Genomic DNA, 24,105 nt, shown 5'->3' with positions numbered 1-24,105 from the left:
TGATGGGGCTACGCGACAGGATGCGGCGGCTGGCCGCCGGCACCCGCGCCCGGGTGGCGGGCCCCGCCTCCGACGCCCGCCCGTCCTCCGCCCCGGCCGGGCCGACGGGCCCGACGCCGCCGCCCACCACCACCGCCACCGCCGATACCGGTGCTACCGGTGATCCCGGGTGGCGGGCGCTGCCGCCGCTGCGGCGGGCGGTGTCCACGGGGCCGCTCCAGGTCGCCGACCTGCCCCGGTTCACCGACCGGCTCGCCACCTACCGCGACCCGACCCTGCGTACGCCGCTCGACCACCTGGTCAGCGACCAGGCGCCGCTCGGGGTCGTGCACGACCTGGCCCGGCCCCGCCCGGCCCGGCCGGACGCCGGGCGGCCGGCTCCGCACCTGCCCGCCGTCCAGCGGAGGGTCGCCGGTCTCCCCGCCGGCGACCCGGGTGCGGGCCGCCCGGCCGCCGAGCCGGCCCCCGGCGGCGGCGACGCGCCGACCGTGCCGCCGCGTGCGCCGGGCCCGCCCGTGACGCTGGCACCGCAGCCGGCAACGGCCGCGCCCTCGGCGGCCCGGCCCCCGGTGCCGGCCTCGGCGTCGGCCCCGACCTTGGCGGCGGCCCCACCCCTGGCCCCGGCCCCGCAGCCGGCTGCGGCACCGGCGGACGCTGCGGCACCGGCGGACGCTACGGCACCGGCGGACGCTACGGCACCGGCGGACGCTACGGCACCGGCGGACGCTACGGGCCTGCCGCTGGCGGCGGCCCCAAAGCCGTCCGCGACCGCGTCGGCGGCACGGGCGGGGGCGCTGGTCAGCGCGCCGTCGCCGGGCCCGCTCCGCAGGCTGGCCGGCACGCCGCGCCCCGCCGTGCCGGCCCGTCCGCCGGTCACGATCCAGCGGGCCGCGCCGTCCGCGCCGGCGACCGCCGTCCCCCCTCCGACGGGCCGTGGCCCATCGGCCGCCGAGCCGCGCCCCGCCGGCCCCGCCGCACCGACCGGCGGCCGGACCCGCACCGTTCCGGCCGCCCCCGACCCCGCACCCGCCGACGCCGACGCCGACGCCGCCCAGCGCACCGGCCCGCCGCCCGGCGGTGCCGCCGGCAGCGCGCCGTCCAGCCGACCGGGTGCCACGGCTCCACCCGCCAGCGACCTACCGTCGGACGCCCCGGGCGGCGGGCCGGTGCCGCCCGCCGTCCCCGGTGGAGCCCCTCGGGGACACGGCGGGCCGCCGCCGGTGCGCCGTGCCGGCCGGCTGGGCCTCGGCGAACCGCTGCCCGCGCTGCCCGAGACCGCCCGGCCCAGCGCGGCCGGGCGGCCGGCCGTCCCCGGTGCCACCGCCGGCAGCCGGACGGGCCGGGAGCCCTCCGGCCCCCCGCCGACGGTGCAGCGCACGCCGGCCGCCCGGGAGCCGGCCGCCCCGAGCGCCGGCCCGGACGCCCCGCCGGGCGGCGATCAGCGTCGATCGGCCGACCCCGGGGAGCGCCGGCCCGTTCGCGCGGGCCTGGGGCCGTCGCTGCCCGCAGACGGTCCACCCCCGGTGGTACGCCCGACCCCGCCGGCCCGCTCCGGCGCGCGCCCGGAGGGTGCCCGACCGTCGCCGGCCCCGACGGCCGGCCCGCGTCGCGCCACGGGAGACGACCCGGGCCGCGCCCTGCCCCGACCGCCGCGTGCGCCGGTCCGGCCCCCGCTCGCCGGCGCGGCCGGGGGTGCCGCCGGGGCCTCGTCGCGGCCGGTGGTGCAGCGGCTCCGGTGGCGGCCCGCGCACCTGCCCGGGGCGGCAGCCGGCCCGCCGACGGCGGTCGCCCCGGCCGGCAGCTCCGGCCCGGGTGCCGCCGCCCGCGCCGTGCCGCCCACCCCGCCACCGCAGGACGTGTCGCCGGCCGGCATCGCGCCGCCCGCCGGGTTCGCCCCGCAGGACGCACCGCCGCCCGCGCCGGCCCGGCCCCGCGCCGCGCCGACGGCCCGGGCTCCGCAGGACCCACCGCCCGCCCCCGCTGCCCAGGACGCGCCGCCCGCCTCCCCTGCACGGGGCGCGGCCGTCCCGCGCCGGGCCCCGTTGCTGGCCGAACGCGGGCTGTCCCTGGTGACCGGGGCACCGGAGCCAGCCGTTGCGGCCCCGGCCGGCGCGCGGGCCGGGGTGCCGGTGACCTGGCGAACGCGCGGCGCGGACGACCCCGGCCCGGCCTCCGCAGGGCCGTCCGGCGGGGCGGGACCGTCGTCCGGCGGGGCGGGACCGTCGTCCGGCGGGGCGGGACCGTCGTCCGGCGGCCCGGTCGCCGTCCAGCGGTCCCCCCGGGCCGGCACGGGCGGCACGCCCCGTCCGGCGGTCACGGCCGACGGACGGCACGGCGGGGGGAATCCGGCCCGAGCCGGTCGGCACCGGCCGGGACCGGCCGGCGGGGGCGGGTCGGCCGGGGCCGGGGGCGGTCGGACACCGGGCGGGCCCGGCCCGGTCGGGTCCGGCGGGACCGGGCCCGACGACCGGGCCAGGCCGGGAGGGCCGGGCGCACAGGCGGGCGGTGGATCGAGCGCCGGGCGGGGCTCGGCTCCCGTGCTCCTCCTCGCCGGGCCGGCCACCCCGGCACCGCACGGGTCGCCGGGCACGTCGCGGCGGCCGGCCGGCTTCGCGGGCGTACCGCTGCCGACGCGGCGGGCGGCGGGCCCGGCGGCGGCCGGCGGACCGGACGACGCCACGGGCCCGGCGCGGCGGACGACCACGGTGAACGGCCCCTCCGGCGGCGCACCGGCGGTCCTCCAGCGGGCCACGGCCCGACCGGACGCGGCGACCGGCACCGGGACGACGCCCGGCACCGGGAGCCGGGCGGAGGACGACGGGCCCGCGCGGCGGGCCGCCCCGCCGGCCGCCGGGGTCGTCCAGCGGCGGACCGCCACCGGGACCACGGGAACCACCGGGGCCACCGCGACCGCCGGGACCGGGACCGCCGGGACCGCCCCGGAGCGGGACCCCGGGCTGGACCCGGAAACCCTGCTGCGGGGCTTCGACCGGCGGCACCTGGACGCCCTGGCCCACCGCCTCGTCGAGCCGGTGGGCCGACTGGTCCGGGCCGACCTGCGGGCCGCCCGGGAACGGACCGGCCGGTGGCGGGACGGCACCCGATGAGCCGGCGCACGGATCAGCACGAGAGGGGGGACGGCGATGGCCGGTGACGACCCGGGGACGAGCGTCCACTTCCGGCTCCAGATCGACGGCATCGACCTGGGCAACTGGAGCGGCTGCGACGGGCTCGGCTGTGAGGTCGAGCTGGAGCAGTACCAGGAGGGCGGCAACAACGAGTTCGTCTGGCAGCTGCCGTCGCGGCTGCGCTACTCCAACGTCACCCTGACCCGCCCGCTGACCCGGGACACCGCCAAGGTCTCCAGCTATCTCGCGCAACTGCCCAGCGGGGTGCGCCGGGGCACCGCGCAGATCGCGGCGCTCCGGCCCGACCTGGCGATGCTGGTGCAGTGGGGCCTGGCCGACGTGGTCCTGGTGCGGTGGTCCGGGCCGTCGTTCGACCCGAACCGCTCGGAGGTGGCCAGCGAGAGCATCGAGCTGGCGTACCACGGCTTCCTGGAGGTCGGCGGATGAGATCACGGGCCGGGAAGGTGGCGGCGAACCTGCAGCGGTACCAGCCGCCCACCTCGGGCGGGAACCAGCCGGGCGGGGCCCTCGGCGGGCCGATCACCTTCATGTTCAACCCGCAGCAGCTCGCGCTGACCAAGTCGGCCAACTGGATCCCGCACGTGGTACGCGGGGCGGCGGACGTCGGGGTCGCCGAGTTCAGCGGCTCCGGGCCCCGGACGCTGAGCCTGGAGGTCTTCCTCGACGCCACGGACACCCACTCCCGCACCGTCCAGGACCGGGTCGACGCCCTGCTCACCTGCTGCGTGCCGACCAAGGCGAGCATCGCGGCGAAGGCGCCGTCCCCACCGTGGGTGAAGTTCGCCTGGGGGCAGTTCCAGACGGTGTCGTTCTACTCGTACGTCAGCCAGGTCAACGCCACCTACAGCCTGTTCGACCCGGACGGCACCCCGCTGCGGGCGACCTGCTCGCTGACGCTCAACGAGGTCAGCGGCTCCACCCCGGGGCAGAACCCGACGTCGGGCAGCCGCACCGCCCGCCGGGTGCACCGGCTGGTCGCCGGGGACTCCCTGGAGCTGCTGGCCCACCGCGAGTACGGCGACCCGACCGCGTGGCGGGTCATCGCGGAGGCCAACGACATCGACGACCCGGTCCGGCTGCGCCCCGGCCGTCAGCTCCTGCTGCCCGCGCCGGAGGAACTGCGTACCGGGGAGGGCTTCGATGTCCAGCGGTGACCACACCAACAACCTGGTGGTGGGCCTGCCCGGCGCGCTGCCCCGGGCCTGGGCCGACCGGCTGGTGTCGGCGGTGGTGGAGGACAGCACGAACCTGGCCGCCACCGCGACCCTGCGCTTCCGCGACCAGCAGAGCCGGTTCCTGCGGGACAACGGGGTGACCATCGGCACGGACCTGACCGTCCGGGTCCGCACCGGCCGCGACGCCGCCCCGCTGCCGCTGTTCGCCGGGGAGGTGGTGACGCTGGAGTCGGAGTACGACGGGGTCGGCACCTTCACCACCGTCCGGGCCCTGGACCTGTCGCACCGGCTGATGCGGGGGCAGCGGGTGCGCAGCTTCGTCAACCGCAAGGCCTCCGACATCGCCCGGGAGGTCGCCGCCGCCGCCGGGATCCCGGTGGGCCGGGTCGACCCCACCCCCACCGTGTACGAGACGGTCACCCAGCCAAACGTCGACGACTGGGAGTTCCTCAAGATGCTCGCGGTCGACAACGACGCGGAGGTGGTGGTCGTCGACGGCCGGTTCTTCTTCCGCCGCTCGGTGCGGGCCGCCGCCGCGCCGGGGGCGGGGATCACCGCCGAGCAGAGCCCGTTCGTGGTGGAGATGAACGAGAACCTGCTGTCGGTGCGCTCCACCGTCACCTCCGTGGGTCAGGTGGCCGGGGTGACGGTGCGCGGCTGGGACGTGCGGGCGAAGCGGCCGGTGCGCACGGAGGTCGCCACCGACGCCAGCGACGAGGTGCAGATCGGCACCACCCCGGCGAAGGTGGCCCAGCCGTTCGGCACGGCCCGGCTCTGCGTGGCGGACGTGCCCTACCGGACGGCGGCCGAGACGCGGGCGGTGGCCGGGGCGGTGGCGGCCGACGTGACGGCGGCCTTCGCGGAGCTGGAGGTGGGGATCCGGGGCAACCCCCGGCTGCGGGCCGGGGTGCCGCTGTCGTTGCAGCAGGTGGGTGCCCCGTTCGAGGGGAAGTACACGATCACGGCGAGCCGGCACGTCTTCGGCCCCGCCCAGCTCTACGAGACGTGGCTGACGGTCAGCGGCCGGCAGGACCGGTCGACGTGGGGCCTGACCACGGGGGCCACCGCCCCCGCGCGGGCGGCCCGGATCCCGGGGCTGGCCGTCGCGATCGTCACCAACACCAAGGCCGACGTGGACCGCCGGCACCCCGAGCGGGTCGGCCAGGGCTGGGTGCGGCTGCGCTTCCCGTGGCTGACCGACGCGCCGGACTACGAGACGGACTGGGTGCGTACGGTGCAGCTCGGCGGCGTCGGCGGGGGCGGGGTGTTCTGCCCGGAGGTCAACGACGAGGTCCTCGTGGGCTTCGAGCAGGGGTTGCTGGACCGCCCGTACGTCATCGGGGGGCTCTACAACGGGGTGGACAAGCCGTCGGTGCACGAGGGCGCGCTGGTGGACGGCTCGTCGGGGCGGATCAACCGGCGCTCGCTGGCCTCGCGCCGCGGGGACCGGATCGAGTTCCTGGAGTCGGCGCTGCCCTCCGGCCCGCGCGGGATCCGGCTGACCACGGCCCGGGACCGGCTGACCGTGCACCTCGACGACCGGCGCACGGCCGTGGTGGTGCACAGCGACGGCAGCGTGGAGATCGAGGCCCGGCAGCAGGTCACGGTGAAGGGGCGGGGCATCACCCTCGACGCCGGGGCGGGCGAGCTGACCCTGAAGGGCCGGTCGGTGAGCATCGACGGCGGCACCCAGGTCGACATCCAGGCACCACTCGTGAAGCTCAACTGACCGGAGGGACGCTCATGCCGCCGGCCGCGCGCATCGGTGACAAGATCAGCCACCTGGCCACCGGGGTCACCCCGGGGCCGCCCACGGGGACCATCGGGCCGCCGGGCGGGCAGGCCCTGCCGCCGGGCACGCCCGGCGCCCCGCTGCTCGGGGTGTCCAGCGTGCTCATCGCCGGCAAGCCGGCCGCCGTGGTCGGCACGGTCTGCGTCTGCGAGAAGCCACCGCAGCACGCCGTGCTCCTGCTGACCAACCGGATCGTGCCGGCGGTGCCGCCGCCGCTGCGCCGGGTGCTGATCGGCGGACACCAGGCGGCCCGGCGCGGCGACGCCACCACCTGCAAGGCCGTGGTGAGCACCGGGGCGACGACCGTGCTGATCGGCGGGTGAGGCGGCGGTGGCCGAGCAGTTCATCGGGGCGGGCTGGGCGTTCCCGCTGCGCACCGACGCCACCGGCGGGATCGCCCTGGTGGACCGGGAACGGGAGATCGTCGAGGCGATCGGGCTCATCCTCGGCACCGCGCCGGGCGAGCGGCCGATGCGGCCGGAGTTCGGCTGCGGGGTGCACGACTACGTCTTCGCCCCGGCCGACGAGAACACCGCCGGGCGGATCGCCTTCGAGGTGCGCCGGGCGCTGGACCGGTGGGAGCCGCGCATCGACGTCACCGACGTGGTGATCAACTTCGACGCCGAGGACGCCGGCCTGCTCTACATCGACGTCCGCTACTCGATCCGGGGCACCAACGACCCGCGCAACCTGGTCTTCCCGTTCTATGTCATCCCCTCCCACGAGGAGAGCGCCCGCTCGCCCGGGGGAAGCAACCACGAGGAAAGCGCCGCCTGATGCCGCTGCCCGCGCCCAACCTGGACGACCGCCGCTTCCAGCAGCTCGTCGACGAGGCGAAACGCTTCATCCAGCAGCGCTGCCCGGAGTGGAGCGACCACAACGTCTCCGACCCCGGGGTGACCCTCGTCGAGACGTTCGCCCACATGGTCGACCAGTTGCTCTACCGGCTCAACCGGGTGCCGGAGAAGAACTACCTGGCGTTCCTCGACCTGATCGGGGTGCGGCCGTTCCCGCCCACCGCCGCCCGGGGTGACGTCACGTTCTGGCTGTCGGGCCCGCAGACGCAGCCGGTGGTGCTGCGCGCCGGCACGGAGGTCGGCACCGAACGCACCCAGACCGACGAGGCCGTCGTGTTCACCACCGCGGCGGACCTGGCGGTGGTGCCCTGCGAGCTGGCCCGGCTGCGCAGCCACCCCGCCGAGGGCCCGCCGGCGGACCGGACGGAGGAACTGCTCGACGGCCGGGACGTGTCCTGCTTCCCCGCCGTCCCGTCGGTGGGCGACGCCATGCTCGTCGGCCTCTCCGCCGCCGTGCCGTCCTGCGCGGTGCTGCTGCGGATGGACAGCCGGGTGGAGGGCGTGGGCGTCGACCCACGCCAGCCGCCGCTGGTGTGGGAGGCGTGGACGGGTGAGGGCTGGTCGCCGTGCGTCGTCGACCACGACGACACCGGCGGGCTGAACCGGCCCGGCGAGGTGGTGCTGCACGTGCCCGCCGCCCACGTCACCTCCGTGGTGGCCGGGCAGCGGGCCGGCTGGCTGCGGTGCCGGCTGGTGGCGGCCCGTCCCGGCCAGCCGTTCTACGCCGCGTCGCCGACGGTGCGTTCGGTGGAGGCGGCCACGATCGGCGGCACGGTCGGCGCCGTGCACGCCGAGACGGTCCTCGGCGAGCAGGTCGGCGAGGCGGAGGGGGTGCCCGGCCAGCGGCTGACGGTGGCCCGGCCGCCCATCGTCCCCGACGACCACCCGCTGGTGGTGGAGAGCAGCGACGGCACCGGGTGGCTGGAGTGGACGGAGGTGGAGACCTTCGGCGGATCCGGGCCGGGCGACCGGCACGTCGTCGTCGACCGCACCGCCGGGGAGATCCTGTTCGGTCCGGCGGTCCGGCAGCCCGACGGCACCCTGCGCCGCTACGGTGCCGTGCCGACGGCCGGTTCCCGGATCCGGGTGCGGCGCTACCGCACCGGGGGCGGGCACAGCGGCAACGTCGCCCGGGGCGCCCTGGCCGTGCTGCGCAGCTCGATGCCGTACGTGTCGCGGGTGGAGAACCGGGCCCCCGCCACCGGCGGCGTCGACGGGGAGACCGTCGCGGAGGCCCGGCTGCGCGGGCCGGTGCAGCTGCGGGCCCAGGACCGGGCGGTCACCGCCCGCGACTACGAGCTGCTGGCAAGGCAGGCGTGCCCGGCCGCCGCCCGGGTCCGGTGCCTGCCCGCCGGTGACGGCAGCGCGGCCGGCGGCGTACGCCTGCTGGTGGTGCCGGAGGCCGTCGCCGACGAGGAGGGCCGCCTCCACTTCGAGGACCTCGTCCCCCCGGACGGGATGCTCGCCACCATCGCCGAGCACCTGGACGCCCGCCGCCCGATCGGGGCGCGGCTGGTCGTGGAGCCGCCCTTCTACCAGGGCGTCACGGTCGTCGCCCGGCTCGTCCCCCGCCCCGACACCGCCGTCGCCCAGCTCCGGGCCGAAGCGACGGCCACCCTCTACCGCTATCTCGACCCGGTGCGCGGCGGGCCGGAGGGGACCGGCTGGCCGTTCGGGCGGCAGGTGCACTCCGGCGAGGTCTTCGGGGTCCTGCAACGGCTGCCGGGGGTCGAGGTCGTCGAGGAGGTACGCATGTTCCCCGCCGACCCGCTGACGGGCCGCCGGGGCGAGCAGGTGACCCGGATCGAGCTGGACCGGCACGCCCTCGTCTTCTCCCACCAGCACCAGGTCCGCGTCGACGAGCACCGGTCGGGTGCCTGAGCAGGAGGGGGCTCGCATGCGCGCCGCCGTCGAGGGGCTGGCCACGCCCGATCCGCTGGGCCGGCGGCTGCCCGCCGTCTACGCCGCCGACGACCTGGCCCAGCGCCTGACCGGCGCGTACGACCAGGTGATCGCGCCGGTGCACGTCACCCTGGACAGCCTGTGGGCGTACTTCGACCCGGCGCTGGCCCCGCCCGACTTCGTGGACTGGCTGGGCGGCTGGGTCGCCGCCGGTGGCCCGCCCGACGGGGCCGGCGACGGCCGTCGGCGGGTGGTCGCCGGTGCGGTCGCCCGGCACCGCGTACGCGGCACGGCCGCCGCGCTCGCCGAGGAGGTGCGACTCGCCACGGGACTCGCCGCGGAGATCGTCGAGAGCGGCGGCACCACCTGGTCGGCCACCCCCGGCGGCGAGCTGCCCGGCTCCCCCGAGCCGGCCCTGACGGTGCGGATCCGCGTCGCCGAGCCGGGCCCGGCCCTCGCAGCGCGGCTGCGGGCGGTCATCGAGGCGAACCGGCCGGCGCACGTGCCGTACACGGTGGAGGTGCTGCCGCCCGACGGCGGCGCGGCGACGGGCGGGGCGCGATGAGGACCTGCGACAACTGCGGCGCCGAGGTGACGCCCGGCGACGGTTTCTGCGGCAACTGCGGCGCGTTCCTCGCCTGGAACGACCCCGTGCCGCCGCCCGCCCCGGCGGCCACGGCCACCGCCGTCGGGGCGCCTGCGGCGCGGGACACCGCGACCGACGCCGCCCGGGACACCGGGGCCGGGGACGCCGGGGCCGGGGCCGGGGAGAGCGTGGCCGGGGACACCGCCGGGCCCGGCGCGGACACCGCCGCCGCGCCCGGCACCGCCGCCGAGGACACCGCCGCGCGGCGGGCCGCCGCGCTCGTCGTGCCGGTGCCTCCCGTCGACGACGACGGGCCCGACCGGTCCGATCCGGTGCCCGCGGCGGCCCCCGCCGAGCCGCCGCCCGCCGCCGACCAGCCCCGTGCGGTGCGGCCCGGGCTGCCCGTGGCCCCCGCGCCGGTGGTCCGCGACTTCGCCGGGGACGCCGCCGGCGCGCCCGACGACGTGGTCTGCCCGGCCTGCGGCACCGGCAACCCGGCCGGCCGGTCGTTCTGCCGCCGCTGCGGCGGGCCGCTGGCCGCGCCGGCGGGCCCGGCGGCGGCCGTGCCGTGGTGGCGTCGCCTGCGCTGGCCCCGGCGGCGGCCCGGCCGGGGCGGGCTGCGCCGGCTGCTCGCGGTGCTCCTCGTCCTGGCTCTGCTCGCCGCGGCGGCCTGGGCGGCGGTCCGGTTCGGCCCCCGGGCCGTCGACGCGGTCCGCGACCGCACGGCGACGCCCGAGGCCGTCCTGCCCAGCGCCGTGGTGGCCTCCAGCGAGGCGCGCGGGCATCCCGCCCGGTCCCTGGTGGACGGCCTCAACAACCGGTACTGGGCGCCCGCCGCCGACCGGCCCGCCACCGGGCAGTACGTGGAGCTGACCTTCGACCCGCCGATCCGGCTGATGGACCTGATCGTGCACACCGGGGCGTCGCCGCAGCAGGACGTCTTCGTGCGGCAGGCGCGGCCGGCCGAGCTGACGCTGACCCTGTGGACCGGGGACGGCCCGAGCAGCACCCGGCAGCTGCGCCTGAGCGACCGGCCGGGGCCGCAGACCTTCCACCACGTCGTCGGCGGGGTGACCCGGCTCCGGTTGACCATCGACGCCAGCTACGGTGCGCAGCGGGGACGGGAGGTGGCGCTGGCCGAGGTGGAGGTGTTCAGGCGGCCGTGACGTGCACGGGCCGCACGCCCGCCGGGCGGGGCACGCCCAGCGACCGGAGCACCCGCTCGTACGTCTGCTGGCTGCGCCGGGACGCGGCCACGTCGCCGGCCCGGCGCTGTGCGGCCACGAGCAGCCGCCAGCCGTCGTCGTGGTAGCCGTCCAGCTCCAGTGCCCGCCGGGCGGCCAGCGCCGCCGCCCGCGCCCGCCCCTGGTCCAGTTCCACCCGCGCGAGCAGCGCCGCCGCCTCCGTCGCCCGCGCGCGGTACCGCTCCCGGTCCGCGACCACCCATTCGGCGGTCCCGTCCTCCGGCAGCAGGTCACCCGTGTAGTGGTCGAGTGCGCCGCGCAGCGCCCCGGTGACCGCCGTGGCGTCGCCGGTCGGCCCGGCGCGCCGGGCGATGGCCAGCGCCGCCTCGAAGGCCAGCACGTCGCTGCCGCCGCCCGGCCCGGGGTCCAGCAGGTAGGAGGCCCCGTCCCGCACGACGAACCGGGACGCGCCCCGGGCCACCCCGGGCTCCAGGAAGGTGCGCAGGGTCGACACGCTCACGTGCAGGTTGTTGACGGCGGCCCGCTCCGGCAGCTCCGGCCAGAGCGCTGCCATGATCCGCTCCCGGTGCACGGGCCGGCCGGCCTCGGCCGCCAGGTAGCGCATCAGCGTCCGGACCCGGGGCCGGACGCCCGACCAGCCGACCGGGACGCCGTCCAGCTCCAGCCGGAACCCGCCGAAGCACCGCAGCCACAGGCCCGGATGTGCCGCCGGATCGATCGGGCGCTCCCTCGAAGTCATGTGATCCGTCTCCCTTGTCGCCACGGCGACGCCGACCGCGCGCCGGTCCGCGCCGGACGCCGGCACCGGGCCGCGCAGGCGACGACGCCGGGACGGCGCGGGCGGGACGGCCGATGATGGGAGGTGGCGACGTCGACGCCGCGGGGGACAGTGTGCGCGGCGCGCGGGGGACATGGACAGCCGTCATTTTGGGGACTTCTCCGGCATCTACCATCGGTAGCGCTCGGTACCCGCCGGGGTCCGGGCGTCCCTCCTTCCCGGGAGCAACCTGATGCCGACCGTCGATCCGCCCGACGCCGGCCCCGCGCCGGTCGTCGTCCGGTGGGACCGCCTGAGCGGCGAACGCTGGCCGGAACTGGCCGCGCTCACCGCCGACGGGCTGGTGCTGCTCGTGCTGCCCCGCGCCACGACGGTCGACCCGCTGGCGTTGCTCGCCGCCGGGGCCCGGGCCGTCCTGCGCGACGGCGACGGCGTCGACGAGCTGGAGCTGGCCCGCTCGGCGGTGCTCACCGGCGGGTCGTACCTGTCGCGGAGCGTGGCGACGCTGGTCGGCGGCCGGACCGACGGCGGCGGGTGGGCGGCCCCAGGCGCGCCGGAGGTGTCGCTGGGCCCCCGGGAGGTGGAGACGCTGCGGTGCATCGCGCAGGGCCTCACCCACCGGCAGGTCGCCCACCGCCTCGGCGTCACGGAGCAGACCGTCAACACGTACGCCAAGCGGCTGCGCCGCAAGCTCGGGGCCGCCAACAAGGCGGAGCTGACCCGGCGGGCGGTGGAACTCGGCTACCTGTCGGCGTGACGGGCGTTCTTGCCGGTCGTCTTGCCTCGCCCCGCCACCCGCAGCGTAGTTGACTGCTCACCGAGAGGTGGGCGATGTTCGACGTGTGTGTGGTGGTGGCCGAGCCGCTGGCCCGGCGCGGGGTGCGCCAGCTCATCGACGGCAACGACCGGGTGCGGAGCCTGCGCACCGTCGACGCGGTGAGCGAGGTGGCGGCCGGGACGGGGACGGTCGTCGTCCTGGTCGACCCGCCGGAGCAGGTGCTCCGCTGGTCCTGCGCCCGGCACCCCACGCTGGTGATGGTGCCGGAGTCCGCGAAGGGCGCGACACTGGACGCGATCCGGGCCGGCGCGCGGTCGGTGGTGAGCACCGCGACCGAGCGTACCCAGCTGGGGATCGCCCTCGACGTGGCGGCGGCCGGCGGGTTCTACCTGTGCCCGACGCTGTCCGCCCGGCTCCGGGCCTGCGCGGCCGGCCCGGACCCGGCGCGGCCGGCGGCCGGCGGCGCTCGGGGCCCGGCCGGCGGGGGGCCCACCTGCGCGCCGGGGCCGGGCCTCGGTCGCGACCGGGCACGTCTCCGGCCGCCCGGCCGGCCCGCGCTCGCTCCCCGCGAGGCCGCGACGCTGACGCTGATCGCCCAGGGGCTGACGCACGCGCAGGCCGCCCGCCGGCTCGGCATCTCCGAGGCGACGGTGAACACCTACCTCACCCGGATCAGGTCCAAGCTGGACGTCGGCAACAAGGCCGAACTGACCCGCGAGGCGATCACCCTCGGCCTGGTGCGGCGTCGACCGGGCAGCGCCGACCCGGTCACTTGAGGGGGTCGGCCCCCTCGGCCAGCGCGCCCCGGCTGCGCAGGTGGGCCGCCAGCCGGCACCGGGCCGCCTCCCGCTCCCCGATGGCCTCGTCACCGGCGAGCCGCTCGGCGGCGAAGAGCGCCAGCAGCGGGTGCAGGACGTAGCGGCCGGGGGCGGTGCCGACGCCGAGCATCCCCGCGTCGACCAGCCTGTCGAGCCGGTCCTCGGCGACCGGCACCGGCTCGCCGGACAGCGCCGCGGCCACCGGCGCGGTGTACTGCGCCAGCGGGGCCGCGCCCAGCAGCCGGAACGTGCGCCGGACGGCCGGGTCGAGCAGCCGGTACGACCGTTCGAACGCGCCGCGTACCTGGATGTCGCCGGCCCGCAGCAGGTCGAGCCGGCGGCGCTCGTCGCGGAGCCGCTCCACGAAGCACTGCGCGCTCCACTCGGGCCGGACCGCGAGCCGGTTCACGGCCGCCCGGAGGGCGAGCGGCAGCCCGCCGCAGAGCCGGCCCAGTTCCGCCGCCGCCTGGCTGTCGACGGCGATCCGCCCGCCGCCCACCGACGCGGCGAGCAGGGCGCGCGTCTCGGCGTCGGACAGCACGCCCAGCGGCATCCGGTCCGCCCCGACCAGCCCGGCCAGCGCGTTGCGGCTGGACACCAGCACCAGCCAGCCCGGTCCGCCCGGCAGCAGGGGCCGTACCTGCGCCTCGTCCCGCGCGTCGTCCAGCACCAGCAGGCCGCGCCGGTCGGCCGCGAGCGTGCGCCAGAGGGTCAGCCCGGCATCCGTGGAGGGCGGTGCGGCGGTCACCCCGAGGGCGGTCAGCAACTGGTCGAGGGCCTGCGCCAGGGTCGTCGGCTCGTCGTCCATGCCCCGCAGGTCCACGAACAGGGGCCCACCCGGGAAGCGGTGCGCCTGCTCGTGGGCGGCGTGCACCACCAGGCTGGACTTGCCGACCCCGGGCACGCCGCTGACGACCACGACCCGGCTGACCCCGGCCCGCCCGGCCGCCTCGGCCGCGCCGGCCAGCCGGCGCAGTTCCCCGGCCCGGCCGGCGAAGTCGGCCAGGTCACCGGGGAGGGAGCCCGCCCCGTCGTCCCACCCGCCCCCACGGGCGGCGGTGAGCAGCCGGGAACGGTCCGGCTCGGAGAGGCGGAGTCGGTCGGCCAGTTCCTGCACGGTGCGACGCTGCGGCCGGGCGACGCGGCCGAGCTCCAGGTTGCGCACCGTCCGCACGGCGACGCCCGCGAGGTCGGCCAGTTCCTCCTGGGTCAGGCCGGCGGCCGCGCGGTGCCGCCGCAGCAGGGCCCCCAGCCGACCGGTCATCCCGGCGCCCCCGGGACGCCGACCTCATCCGTGAACGTCACCCCACGGATAGTTACAGAAACCGCGGGCCGCTGCCCAACCCCGGCCTCGCCGACGGGGTCAGCAGGACGCCACGGACTCGGGCGGGCGCCACGCCCCGGCCCGTACCGTGGCCTGACCGCGCAGCCGGAGCCGGGCGGCGAACGCCGCCTGTCCGCGCGGTTCCCCGTGCACCAGCATCACCTCCGCCGCCCCGATGTCGGCGGCGATGGTGACCAACTCGTCCGCCGAGGCGTGCGCGCCCAGCCCGTAGCGGCCGATGTGCGCCGCGACCTCCACCGTGGCCGGCTGGTCGTCGCCGGATCCCGGCAGCTCGAACCGCCCGCCACCGGCGTCGGCGAGCGCGAGCAGCCGGCCGCCGGGCGAGTCCTCGTCCTGGTAGCCGACGACCATCAGCCCCGCCGAGGCGTCGGGCAACAGCTCCCGCGCCCAGGTCAGGGCGGGACCCGCGGTCAGCATCCCGGAGGTCGCGATCACCACGCCGGTACGCAGCCGCGCCAGCTCGGCCCGGGTCCCGCCGGGCGGCACCGCGCGCACCCGCGCCCCGAAGATCCGCAACGGGGCGCCCTCCGGCCCGGGGAACTGCTCGTACACCGTCGCGACGTCCCGGGCCAGCCCGTCGATCACCACGTCGACGTCCGGCAGGTGCTCGGCCAGCACGAGCGCGGCCTCCTGCGCCCGTCCGAGGGCGAAGGCGGGGATCAGCACCCGGCCACCGCCGGAGGTGACCGCCGCCACGTCGGCGACGAACCGCGCGATCGCCGCGTCCCGGGGCGTCAGCCGCCCGGCACCGGCGTACGTCGACTCCAGCAGCAGCAGGTCGGCGCCGCGGGCCGACTCCGGCACGACCACCCCGCCGACCGTGAGCTGCCCGGAACGCGACACGTCGCCGGAGACCACGACGCGGCGGTCGCCCGCGTGGACGACCACACCGGCGGCGCCGACGATGTGACCGGCGGGGAACAGCTCCACGTCGAGGACGCCCACCCGACGCCGTTGCCCGTACGCCGTCGTGGTCAGCCGCGACAGCGCGTGCCGTACGTCGTCGTGGGTGTAGGCCGGCGCGGTGACGGATGCCCCCTCGACGCCGGCGGCCCCACGCCGGGTGAGCACCTTGGCGGTGTCGTGCCACATGGTCGCGAGCAGGGCCGCGGTCGCCTCGGTGGCGAGGACGGGCACGTGGGGCTGCTGCCGCAGCAGCGCGGGCACCCACCCGGCGTGGTCGTTGTGCGCGTGGGTGACCACGACCGCGTCGATCCGGTCGGCGAGCGCCTCGGCGATCCTCGGCGGAGCCAGGCTCCCGGCGTCGGTGCCACCCGGCCGGCTGCCGGCGTCGACGAGGAGCCGGACGCCTCCGGCAGTGACGAGCACGCACGATGCCCCGATCTCCTGCCCGCCGCCGAGCACGTCGACCCGCAACCCCAGGTCGACGGTCCGGCTGACCGGCCGGGGCGGGGCCGCGTAGGCCCCCAGCAGGACCGGCAGCCACGCGTCGACGGTTCGCACCTGGTCGGCGGGGAGGCCGGCCGTGCGCGCGGCGGCCGCCCAGCGGTCGGGGTCCCTCATGACCGACGTCACCCCGCGCGCGGGGTCCACCCGCTGCGGTTCGCCCGGCCCGACGCCCCGCTGGTCGACGGCGCGGCCAGCCACCGGGGCGGGGGCGAGCGCGGCGGCCAGCGCGGCGGCCAGGAGCGTCGGATCGTTGGTGGCCCGCCGGGCCACGACCAGCCGGGCTTCGGCGGCCTCGGCCCGGCCGGTCAACGTCGCCACGTCCTCGGTGAGGTCGGCGAGGCGGGCCCGGAGTGCGGCGGCCTCCGCCTCCGCGTGGGCAGCGGCGGCCCGGGCGCGGTCACGGGCGGCGCGGGCCTCGGCCAGCCGCCGCGCCTCCCGGTCCCCCTTCCGCTGGTCGAGGTCGGGCCGCTCCGCGCGGGCCGCCTGGCGGGCCTCCCGCCGTACGCCACGGCGGGCGTCGTCGAGCAGCCGCCGGACGGCGAGCGCGCCGCGCGCCGCGGTCCCCGGATCGGCGGCGGTGAGCTGCGCGGCGAGGCCGTCGACGGGCCCGACGGGCAGGCTGGCACGCACCGCCGCCCGCAGCCCGGCGGAGCACTCGACCAGGCGGAGCAGCTCCGTCACGCCAGCCGGTTCCGCGACGACCCGCTCCGGCACGATCTGTTCGGCGGCACGCCGCGAGACGACCTGCGCGGCGGCCAGCAGCACCGCCCGCACGGGCTCCGGCAGCGCGGCGGCCACCGCCGTGGCCCGGTCGGTCATTCCTCGCGCACCGCGGCGGCGAGCACCGGCTCGGGACGCAGCCTCCCGTCCTCCGTCACCACGAGGCAGCCAAGGGCGACGAGGGTGTCGACGACCTCGTGCAGCGACCCGTAGCCCGCCTCGGCGGCCAGCCCCGTCAGGCGATCGTCGTCGAGTGCGAGCAGTTCGGCGAGGTCGCGCGGATCCTCCCCCGTCGAGGCGGTCAACGTCGCCGCGCTGGCGAACGCCGCCGCCAGGGCGGGCTGTGTCGGGCCGACGCCGGCGTCGGCGACCAGCTCGGCCCGGCCGGGGCCGGCCAGCCACTGCTCGACGTCGGCAAGGATGCGGCCGCTGCTCGCGGTCGGGGGCGAGGCGGCCACGCGCGCCACGACGGTGGGCCATCCGCCGGTGGCGACGAGCAGCCGGCTCCGCGCCTCGTCGTCGCGGAACGGCAGATTGTCCTCGTCGCACAGGAGGCGCATCCCGGCGCTGTCGACCCGGGCGAGCTCGATGCGCTGCGCCCGGGCGATCCACGCCGCAGCCCCGGCGACCCCGGCGCACACGGCGACGGTGACGTCGGGCCTGGCCAGCCGCACGGCCTCCGCCGCTGCGGTGAGGATCCCGTCCAGCGCCGGGGCGGACAACCTGCGTCCGTCCACCACGATCAGCGTTCCGTCACCCGCCGCCCGCCCGACGGCTGCCCGTACCCCCTCCGGGGTGGCGCTGCCGCAGTGCCGCAGCGTCCGGATCCGGGCGGCGCCCTCCTTCTCGGCGGTCTCGATCGCCGCGAGGACGGCGTCGATGCCGAGCACGGCCGATCCGGTGATCGGCACGACCGCGCGCCGCGCGGAGAACAGCTGGCCGAACTGCCGCTCGGTCAGCGGCGACCGGGTCGCCTTCCCCAGCCGGCGGCGGTAGGCCCCGCCGTCGGACGCGGACGGGACCGTGAGCCGCTCCGGTGCCGTGTACAGGGTCTCCAGCACCTCCTCCTCGGTGCCGAGCAGGCGCAGCACGGTGGGCGTCCGAAGGCGGTACCGGCCACCGTCGATGGCGAGCACCCCGAGGTCGACGCACTCCGTGACCAGTCCCCGGAACACGTCCGCGCCGCAGCTGCCGAACCCGGCGGGCCACCACATGCGACACGCCTCGGACAGCTCGACCATGGACAGGCTCGCGTCGATTCCCCGCTCGTGGGCCGCCTCCGCGACGCTGTAAGCGATCACCAGATACCGGTGGTCGAGGTTGAGGGTGAGCACGTACTTGTCACGGAACGCCTCGCGAAGCTCCGCGTCGTTGAACACCGCGTCGACGTCGGCCTGGGTGATCTGCTGCGGCGGGCCGTCGGTGGGCAGCGGCTGAGCGGTCAGGTGCGCGACGAGGGCGGCACCGAACAGTTGCAGCAGTGCCGGCATGTTGTTGGCCATCGCCAGGATCCGGGCCGGCAGCGCCTTGGGGTCCGCGAAGGTGAACCCCAGCGCCGCCAGGGGGCGGGCCAGCAGGTCGCAGGCGTGCTGCGGTCGCAGCGGCCCGACGGTGATCGGCCGGCCGAGGTGGGACAGCGGTTGGTTCGGCAGCGTCTCGAAGCGGGCGGTCCGGTGCAGCCCGGCGAAGACCATCTTGGCGCGGCGGCCCGAGTCGAGCATGATCCGGCGGCACCAGTCGACGTGCGTGAACCGGTTGCCGGCCGCGTCGGCGTCGAGGAAGGCGTCCGCCTCGTCGAGGAGGACGAGCAACGCCCGCGTCCGGTCGGCGTCGAGCCAGCGCAGGATCGCACCGTGCACGACCGCGGCGATGTCGGCGGCGGGTGGCGGCCCGTCGACGATCTCCCGGCCCTTCAGCAGGGGCCACAACGCATACCACAACCGCTCGGGGTCTCCGTCGCCACCGACCGTGAACACCGAGGTGAGGACTGCCTCGTGCTGCGGGCCGTCGCCGCGGAACCGGCGCTCGGCGGCGCGCAGCAGCGCCGACTTGCCGAGCTGGCGACCGCCCGAGACGAAGGACGGACCGTTGAGGTCGATGACCGCCGCGAGTTCCTCCGTACGGCCGTAGAACATCTCTGGCGGCGTGTCACCGGGCGTGTCCCGGTACGGGCTAGCGGCGGTGAACGGAAGCGAGGTCAGGGCGAACGTGCTGCGCCTCGGCTCGGACTGGCAGGCGAGGTAGACCAGCGCGGCCACGTCGAGCAGGAGCAGCGGCGGCCGGGGCCGGCCCCGGGCGGCGTTCGTGATGGCCCGGCGGTCGTCGGGTGACAGCGGGCCGACGAGCCACAACGCCAGGACGGTCTGGTGGTTCGGTTCGCCGCTCAGCCACTCGATCACAGTCGCGGGCGTCGGCGCGTTGTAGACCAGCAGGACGCGCAGGGTCGCCCCGTCGGTGCTCATGTCGGAGCCCAGCGTCGGGGTGACGGCCTGCCCGGTGCCGCGTACCCCGCTGATGCTCAACCAGCGTCGGCCCGGCTGGCCGCGCTCGGCCTGCTGGAGTTGGAGATCCGTGAACTCGAGGCCGGCCTGGGCGAGGACCGCGCGCAGCGCCGTCGCCACGTCCACCTTCTTGCCCCGGACGCTGGCGGCGAGGGCCGACCACGCCCCGATTGCGTGCCGGCCCGCCTCCCGCCGGGCCGCGGACAGGTGCGCCACGGCGACGCCGGTGCCGACGAGCGCGTCGACGGCGGCCCCGGCCGGTTCGCCGGAGAGCGCCGCGTGCAGCTCCTCCAGCAGGCGCGGATGCGTGGTCGCGATCCGGGGGACGGCGGGGAAGAACTGCCGCAGGTGATCGGTGTCGTCGGCGAAGTCGGGCAGCGCGCCGCCGGTGAGGGCCTGCTCGAGGTACTCCTCGGCGCTGGCGATCTCGCCCCGGCGGGCCAGCTCGGTGAGGAGTTCGGCGGCGTCCGCGACCACGGCGCTGTCCTGCGCGCGTTCGGCGATCCGGTCGATCGTCTCGTCGATCTTGCGCTGCTGCCAGACGTCGAGATCCGCGCTGATCTCGGCGGCGAGTTCCCGGATCCGGCCGAAGTCGCGACGGGTCAGGTCGTGCAGCCGTTCGGTGCGTGCCGCGAGGGCGGCCCACGGGTGGTCGTCGAGCGCGCCGGCCAGCCGGCGGGTGTCGATCCGGTTGCGGAGTGCGGTGATCTCGTCGTCGACCTCCCCGTGGGTGGCCAGGACGTCGGCGGTCCGCTGCCGGTCGAGCCCTGCGGCGACAGCCGGGTCGACGGCGCGGACCCCGGCGATGAGCACCGCCGTCAGGTCGTGGTCGCCGCGTTCGGCGCGGAACGCGTACGCCTCGTCCGCCGGCACGGGATCGGCGGCGGCGAGGTCCAGCAGCACGCCGACGTGTTGCGGGGTCAACCCGTCGTTCGGCAGCAGCGAGTCGGCGTTCAGCGGCAGCGGCGCGGCGAGCAGCTCGGCGTGTGCGGCGAACTCGGGCGGCGCCTCCTCCCCGGCCGGGGCGACACCGTCGCAGACCGCGAACGCGTCGGCGAAGAGCTGGCTCGCCGCCTCGACGGCCGCCGCGTCGGCCCGGTCCCCGGCGGCCTGTGCCGCGAGTTCGGCCGGCACGGCGTCGCGGACGGCGGCGAGCCGGTGCCGGAGCTTCGCCAGCGGCCCGGCCTGCCAGGCCCCGGCGTGCATGGCCGCGGCGTTCTCCGTCATCTGCTCGGCGTGCCTGGCCCAGCGGTCGGCCAGCTCGATCACCTCGTCCCAGCGGGCCACCAGCGAGCTGCGGGCACCGGCCCTGATCTGGTTGGAGCGGTTGTGCCGCTGGGCGGCGAAGGTCGTGTCGATCGCCTTGCTGGCCCGCCCCCGCAACCCGACTACCTCGTCACGCACCATGGGCACGGCGGAGACGTCGTTCGCGGCGACGAGGGCGAGCAGCTTGCCGAGCGGGCCGGAGCCGGCGAGCCAGGCCTGGTAGACGCCGTTGGCCGGGATGTACTTGATCGGCCGACGGCCGCTGGAGTCGAGCAGGCGGGCGGCGGCGCGGGCGGCATCGGCGGCGGCGGTCTCGGCGGCGGCCAGGGTGCCGACGACGTCGGCCGCCTCCGGCAGGACGACGATCCCGGCGCGACTGGCGTCGGCGAACGCGGCGGTCGCCTCCGACAGCGCCGGCTGGTCGCTCACGCACGGGGCGAGGTCGAGCAGCAGCGCCGCCGGGCCGGCCGACGGGGCCAGCAGCGCGATCCGCGCGGCGGCGGCCAGCGCGAGCAGCTGCCCCTCGCGGTCGTCGCCGAGGCCGTCGCGGCTCACCTCGGTCGCCAGCTGCGCGATGGCGGCGGCGATCGGGCCGGTGGGGGTGCGCACCGCCGAGGCGTAGGCGGCGAGACGGCGGGCCGCGACGGAGGCCGGGGACGCCCCGACGACTGCCATCAGGTCGGCGGCGAGGCCGAATCGCCGCGCGGAGAGCAGCGCGGTGAGGGCAGCGTGGGCCCGGTCGGCCGTCCCCCCTTCGCCGGCCCGGCCGGCGGTCACGTCGTCGGCTGCCGGCGCGACGGGCGCGGTGCGCTGGGCCGGGGCGAGCCGGCGGCGGGTGCCGCTCACGGCGGCGAGCGTGGCGGCGGCGCCTGCCGACAGGAGCCGGTCGAGATCGTCCAGGTCGGTGGCCGACCCGTCGCCGTCCTGCGGTGCCGCCTGTCCCTGGCCGGTCACGGCGACGCGCCGTGGGCCGGGGTCGGCCGGTCCGCCGTCCGCGTCGCCCTCGGGCGGGCCGAGGGCCACCGGTGCGGATCCGGTACCGACGGAGGGCTCGGGCCCGACGTCGGCTGCTCCGGCGGCGGCACCGGCCTCGGGGGCGGCGCTCTCGGCGGCGGCGGCGCTCTCGGCGGCGGCCCCGGAATCGGCGGCGGCCCGGTCCGGGTGGTGGTCGCGCCGGCCCTCGGCCCCCAGCCCTGCCGTCACGCTGGGGAAGGTCAGGGAATCGGACGACGGTTCGGCCGGTTCCGCCGGCGCCTCCTCCGGCAGGGCGAGCGCACCGTGCGCCGCGGCGGCCACCAGCGCCGCCGCGTGCGGCCATGCCGTGTTCGCGAGGTGTTGGGCGGCGGCGAGCGCGGTGAAGTCGACCGACGCACCACGCCGAGCCGCACCGGCAACCTCGATCAGGTCGCGCAACGCCACGAGCGGGTCGCGCGGGAGATCGGGATCGGCGAGCGCAGCGAGCGCGGCGACGCGCACCTCGGCCAGGCATCCGGCCAGCTCGACCGGCCCGGCCAGCTCGACGAGCCGCCCCAGCCAGTCGGCATCGGGGTCGGGCCGGGTGGTGAGCCGGTCCAGACCGGCGGAGAGCGCGGTACGGGTGGCGGGCACGTCCGTGCCGAGGTGGCGGCTCAGGTAGCCGGCCGCTACGGTGGCCGCAGTCGCGTGCAGGGAGAGCAGCTGGATCGCCCGGGCCGGTGGCACCTCGCCCCCACGGAGCCGCTCGGCGACGTCGTCTGCGGTGGCGACCATGCCGTCCCAACTGTCGAGCACCTGCTCCGTCCCGACTGCCACCGTCTCGTCGTCGAGCGGCCCCGGACCCACCAGCGGCCAGTCGGTCGCCTCGGGCCACGCCGACCCGTATCCGTCCGGGCTGCGGAAACCGTCGTCGGGGAGCGTCGCGACCACCTCGTCCTCCGTGTCGTCCTCCGCTGACGGCAGGTCGGCGATCCGCTCCAGCAGTAGCTTGAGCCTCTCCTCCGTGACCGGCGCGTCCTGCGGCAGCTCGCCGAGCGAGACGAACCGGGCGACCGGTCCCACCTCGGTCAGCGGACCGGCCGAGATCGGCGGCAGCGCGGGAAACCTCACCGCCAGCGCGGCGTGTGCGGTCGCGGCGGTGGCGTCCTCCCCCGCCAGCAGGGCCAGCGCGAGCGCAGCCCCGGGCCCGCCTGCGGCGATGCCGGAGGCGAGCGCAGCCCGCAGCAGGGCCGGCGCGTACTGTTGTGCGATGTCCGCCACCCTGGCGGCGATCTCGGGATGATCGGCGTACGCATCGAGCGCCGCCACGGTGTCCCGACCGAACATGGACGTCCACGGCACCGGTGCGACGACGTGGTCGAGCAGATCCCGCACGGGGATGGCGATGTCGTAGAGCAGCATGCCGGACGCGCCGCCGGGGTCGGCGCGGAGTCGGGCGAGCAGTTGCGCGGCCGTTCCCCGGTCGACGGTCACCGCCGAGCGCGGGCCGAGTGCACTGAGGACATACTGCCGATGGCGTGGCGGCATGCTCCGCAGCACGGAGAACATGTCGTCGGCTGTCGCCTCGGCGAGGGCCGCGGCGGCGACGGCGTCGAGATCGCACACCGCGGCGACGTCGGTGCTGGTCGGCCACGGGAGGACCACCGGGGAGACCGTGCCCGGATTGAGCTGCCTGGTCCGGGCCCGGACGGCACGACGCCGACGCTGACTACCCATCTGGGCCTCCTGGGGTGTGGACGCCGCTACGACGACGAGCGCCGCACGAGGGTTGCCGGTCTCGTCCAGTGGACTGCTCGCCGTACGGGCTTGCGGGCGGCTTGGTGTGGCAGATCCTAATCGCCGTGTCCCACGGCACTCCACTATCCACCGAACGCAATTCCTTGCCTGGGGAAAGATCGGACGATCGGCGCGGCGTCCGCAGCCCTTTGGTCACCCGAACCGCGCACGCCTGCTGTCGGATTCCCGTCACGGTGCCAATTCGACGCCGCATTGGCTGCCCCGGAGGGACCGACTGTGATGTGATTGCCGATCGCCCGGAAATCCCAGCTCACATCCGGGTTTCGACCGGCGCACCGGAGCAGGTCCGGGCTGACGCAACGGCCTTTCCCGCGACCGCTGCCGCCATTCGGGCCATTGCCGCCCATTCGGCGATTGCCCCGACCACAACAGCATCGGGTCGCCCCAGCCGAATCAGCGACGGATCCGTGGCCCGGATCCGGGTCGGCGGCATGCCACCCACCGGCCGGCGCGCGGGGTCCTCCGGGAATCGGCCCCGGAGCGCGACGGGGCCAGCGAACAGTGGGCCCGGAAAAATCGACCACGACTTATAGTGTGGCCATGGCCTGGCAACCGGTGATGGCGATCGACGAGGCGCGGGCGTGGCTCGCCGAGATCCTGGCCGGCGCCGACCGGCTCCGGGTGGAGGCGGTCGACGGCGGCCGGGTGGTCTGCGCCGCCGGGCCCGACGGGCTCGAACGCCGCATCGACGGGGCGCTGTCCGGGCCGGCGATGTTCTGGGCGATCGACCTGGCCGGCTTCGTCGCGGTGAACGTGCTGGTCGGGCCGACGCCCGCGATGGCGCTGGCCAACAGCAGCATCAGCTTCCTGGAGCCGGCCGAGCCCGGCGTGCTGCGGGTCGCCGCGGAGGTGGTCAGCCTCGCCAGCCGCTCGGCGGTCGTGGACGCGCGGGCCACGGACCACCGTGGCCGGCTGGTCGCCCTGGCCACGCTGCACTTCGCGCTGCCGTCGCGGGCCGCCCGGGCGGCCACGCTCGCCGCCCGGGCCGGGGCGTAGCCGCCCACCGGCGGCGGCAGGTGGCCGGCCGGGCCGGAGCGAAGCCGACCGGGCC

16 protein-coding genes are annotated in these 24,105 nt (G+C 77.5%); 12 read left to right on the top strand and 4 right to left on the bottom strand.

Going from position 1 to position 24,105, the window contains the following annotated elements; genetic code table 11:
• The first annotated feature begins 2 nt into the window (after nucleotides 1–2).
• From HDA31_RS31630 to HDA31_RS31590, 9 genes are read left to right on the top strand one after another with little or no spacing between them, the layout of a single operon-like run.
• Entirely contained in the window at nucleotides 3–3,107 is a 3,105-nt protein-coding gene (locus HDA31_RS31630) for a hypothetical protein (protein ID WP_178066721.1), read from the top strand.
• A 36-nt stretch (nucleotides 3,108–3,143) separates the two neighbouring features.
• Nucleotides 3,144–3,575, top strand: coding sequence for a phage tail protein (locus tag HDA31_RS31625; RefSeq protein WP_178066722.1), 432 nt, complete (start codon nucleotides 3,144–3,146; stop codon nucleotides 3,573–3,575).
• Nucleotides 3,572–4,303, top strand: a complete 732-nt coding sequence (locus HDA31_RS31620; protein WP_178066723.1) for a CIS tube protein — start codon at nucleotides 3,572–3,574, stop codon at nucleotides 4,301–4,303. The genes HDA31_RS31625 and HDA31_RS31620 overlap by 4 nt, the downstream gene beginning before the upstream one ends.
• Nucleotides 4,290–6,053: a VgrG-related protein gene (locus tag HDA31_RS31615; protein ID WP_178066724.1), complete on the top strand. Its 1,764-nt coding sequence runs from the start codon at nucleotides 4,290–4,292 to the stop codon at nucleotides 6,051–6,053. Before HDA31_RS31620 ends, HDA31_RS31615 begins: the two co-directional genes overlap by 14 nt.
• A gap of 14 nt (nucleotides 6,054–6,067) precedes the next feature.
• On the top strand, nucleotides 6,068–6,439 hold the full coding sequence (locus HDA31_RS31610) for a PAAR domain-containing protein (RefSeq protein ID WP_178066725.1): 372 nt from the start codon (nucleotides 6,068–6,070) through the stop codon (nucleotides 6,437–6,439).
• Between the two features lie 7 nt (nucleotides 6,440–6,446).
• A complete protein-coding gene (locus tag HDA31_RS31605; RefSeq protein ID WP_178066726.1) occupies nucleotides 6,447–6,893 on the top strand; it encodes a gp25 family contractile injection system sheath assembly initiator in 447 nt (148 codons plus the stop codon).
• Nucleotides 6,893–8,854 carry a putative baseplate assembly protein gene (locus tag HDA31_RS31600; protein WP_178066727.1) on the top strand — a complete coding sequence of 654 codons (1,962 nt, stop codon included), beginning with the start codon at nucleotides 6,893–6,895 and terminating at the stop codon, nucleotides 8,852–8,854. The genes HDA31_RS31605 and HDA31_RS31600 overlap by 1 nt, the downstream gene beginning before the upstream one ends.
• Nucleotides 8,855–8,870: 16 nt before the next feature.
• Nucleotides 8,871–9,440, top strand: a complete 570-nt coding sequence (locus HDA31_RS31595) for a phage tail protein (RefSeq protein ID WP_178066728.1) — start codon at nucleotides 8,871–8,873, stop codon at nucleotides 9,438–9,440.
• Nucleotides 9,437–10,627: a zinc ribbon domain-containing protein gene (locus tag HDA31_RS31590; protein WP_178066729.1), complete on the top strand. Its 1,191-nt coding sequence runs from the start codon at nucleotides 9,437–9,439 to the stop codon at nucleotides 10,625–10,627. The genes HDA31_RS31595 and HDA31_RS31590 overlap by 4 nt, the downstream gene beginning before the upstream one ends.
• Here HDA31_RS31590 and HDA31_RS31585 read toward each other — a convergent pair.
• Entirely contained in the window at nucleotides 10,614–11,405 is a 792-nt protein-coding gene (locus HDA31_RS31585; RefSeq protein WP_178066730.1) for an AfsR/SARP family transcriptional regulator, read from the bottom strand. The two genes, HDA31_RS31590 and HDA31_RS31585, sit on opposite strands and share 14 nt — an antisense overlap.
• 271 nt (nucleotides 11,406–11,676) lie before the next feature.
• Here HDA31_RS31585 and HDA31_RS31580 point away from each other — a divergent pair, with 271 nt between their 5' ends.
• Together HDA31_RS31580 and HDA31_RS31575 are read left to right on the top strand one after the other, a co-directional pair.
• On the top strand, nucleotides 11,677–12,201 hold the full coding sequence (locus HDA31_RS31580; RefSeq protein WP_178066731.1) for a helix-turn-helix transcriptional regulator: 525 nt from the start codon (nucleotides 11,677–11,679) through the stop codon (nucleotides 12,199–12,201).
• Between the two features lie 74 nt (nucleotides 12,202–12,275).
• Nucleotides 12,276–12,998, top strand: a complete 723-nt coding sequence (locus HDA31_RS31575; protein ID WP_178066732.1) for a helix-turn-helix transcriptional regulator — start codon at nucleotides 12,276–12,278, stop codon at nucleotides 12,996–12,998.
• Here the strand turns inward: HDA31_RS31575 and HDA31_RS31570 are convergent.
• The 3 genes from HDA31_RS31570 to HDA31_RS31560 form a co-directional block, all read right to left on the bottom strand.
• On the bottom strand, nucleotides 12,991–14,304 hold the full coding sequence (locus tag HDA31_RS31570) for an XRE family transcriptional regulator (RefSeq protein ID WP_178066733.1): 1,314 nt from the start codon (nucleotides 14,302–14,304) through the stop codon (nucleotides 12,991–12,993). The genes HDA31_RS31575 and HDA31_RS31570 overlap by 8 nt on opposite strands.
• A gap of 99 nt (nucleotides 14,305–14,403) precedes the next feature.
• Entirely contained in the window at nucleotides 14,404–16,614 is a 2,211-nt protein-coding gene (locus HDA31_RS31565; protein WP_178066734.1) for an MBL fold metallo-hydrolase, read from the bottom strand.
• On the bottom strand, nucleotides 16,611–22,973 hold the full coding sequence (locus HDA31_RS31560; protein WP_178066735.1) for a hypothetical protein: 6,363 nt from the start codon (nucleotides 22,971–22,973) through the stop codon (nucleotides 16,611–16,613). The genes HDA31_RS31565 and HDA31_RS31560 overlap by 4 nt, the downstream gene beginning before the upstream one ends.
• Nucleotides 22,974–23,594: 621 nt before the next feature.
• Here HDA31_RS31560 and HDA31_RS31555 point away from each other — a divergent pair.
• Nucleotides 23,595–24,050 carry a PaaI family thioesterase gene (locus tag HDA31_RS31555; protein WP_178066736.1) on the top strand — a complete coding sequence of 152 codons (456 nt, stop codon included), beginning with the start codon at nucleotides 23,595–23,597 and terminating at the stop codon, nucleotides 24,048–24,050.
• Nucleotides 24,051–24,105: the final 55 nt, after the last annotated feature.

The organism is Micromonospora carbonacea (assembly GCF_014205165.1).
Taxonomy (GTDB): domain Bacteria; phylum Actinomycetota; class Actinomycetes; order Mycobacteriales; family Micromonosporaceae; genus Micromonospora; species Micromonospora carbonacea.
This window is presented reverse-complemented; position numbering and strand designations above follow the sequence as displayed.

Coding starts and splice junctions, on each gene's coding strand:
- HDA31_RS31580 (WP_178066731.1), top strand. CDS start 11,677: ATGCCGACCGTCGATCCGCCCGACGCCGGCCCCGCGCCGGTCGTCGTC.
- HDA31_RS31615 (WP_178066724.1), top strand. CDS start 4,290: ATGTCCAGCGGTGACCACACCAACAACCTGGTGGTGGGCCTGCCCGGC.
- HDA31_RS31565 (WP_178066734.1), bottom strand. CDS start 16,614: ATGACCGACCGGGCCACGGCGGTGGCCGCCGCGCTGCCGGAGCCCGTG.
- HDA31_RS31600 (WP_178066727.1), top strand. CDS start 6,893: ATGCCGCTGCCCGCGCCCAACCTGGACGACCGCCGCTTCCAGCAGCTC.
- HDA31_RS31625 (WP_178066722.1), top strand. CDS start 3,144: ATGGCCGGTGACGACCCGGGGACGAGCGTCCACTTCCGGCTCCAGATC.
- HDA31_RS31620 (WP_178066723.1), top strand. CDS start 3,572: ATGAGATCACGGGCCGGGAAGGTGGCGGCGAACCTGCAGCGGTACCAG.
- HDA31_RS31585 (WP_178066730.1), bottom strand. CDS start 11,405: ATGACTTCGAGGGAGCGCCCGATCGATCCGGCGGCACATCCGGGCCTG.
- HDA31_RS31610 (WP_178066725.1), top strand. CDS start 6,068: ATGCCGCCGGCCGCGCGCATCGGTGACAAGATCAGCCACCTGGCCACC.
- HDA31_RS31560 (WP_178066735.1), bottom strand. CDS start 22,973: ATGGGTAGTCAGCGTCGGCGTCGTGCCGTCCGGGCCCGGACCAGGCAG.
- HDA31_RS31575 (WP_178066732.1), top strand. CDS start 12,276: ATGTTCGACGTGTGTGTGGTGGTGGCCGAGCCGCTGGCCCGGCGCGGG.
- HDA31_RS31590 (WP_178066729.1), top strand. CDS start 9,437: ATGAGGACCTGCGACAACTGCGGCGCCGAGGTGACGCCCGGCGACGGT.
- HDA31_RS31570 (WP_178066733.1), bottom strand. CDS start 14,304: ATGACCGGTCGGCTGGGGGCCCTGCTGCGGCGGCACCGCGCGGCCGCC.
- HDA31_RS31595 (WP_178066728.1), top strand. CDS start 8,871: ATGCGCGCCGCCGTCGAGGGGCTGGCCACGCCCGATCCGCTGGGCCGG.
- HDA31_RS31555 (WP_178066736.1), top strand. CDS start 23,595: ATGGCCTGGCAACCGGTGATGGCGATCGACGAGGCGCGGGCGTGGCTC.
- HDA31_RS31630 (WP_178066721.1), top strand. CDS start 3: ATGGGGCTACGCGACAGGATGCGGCGGCTGGCCGCCGGCACCCGCGCC.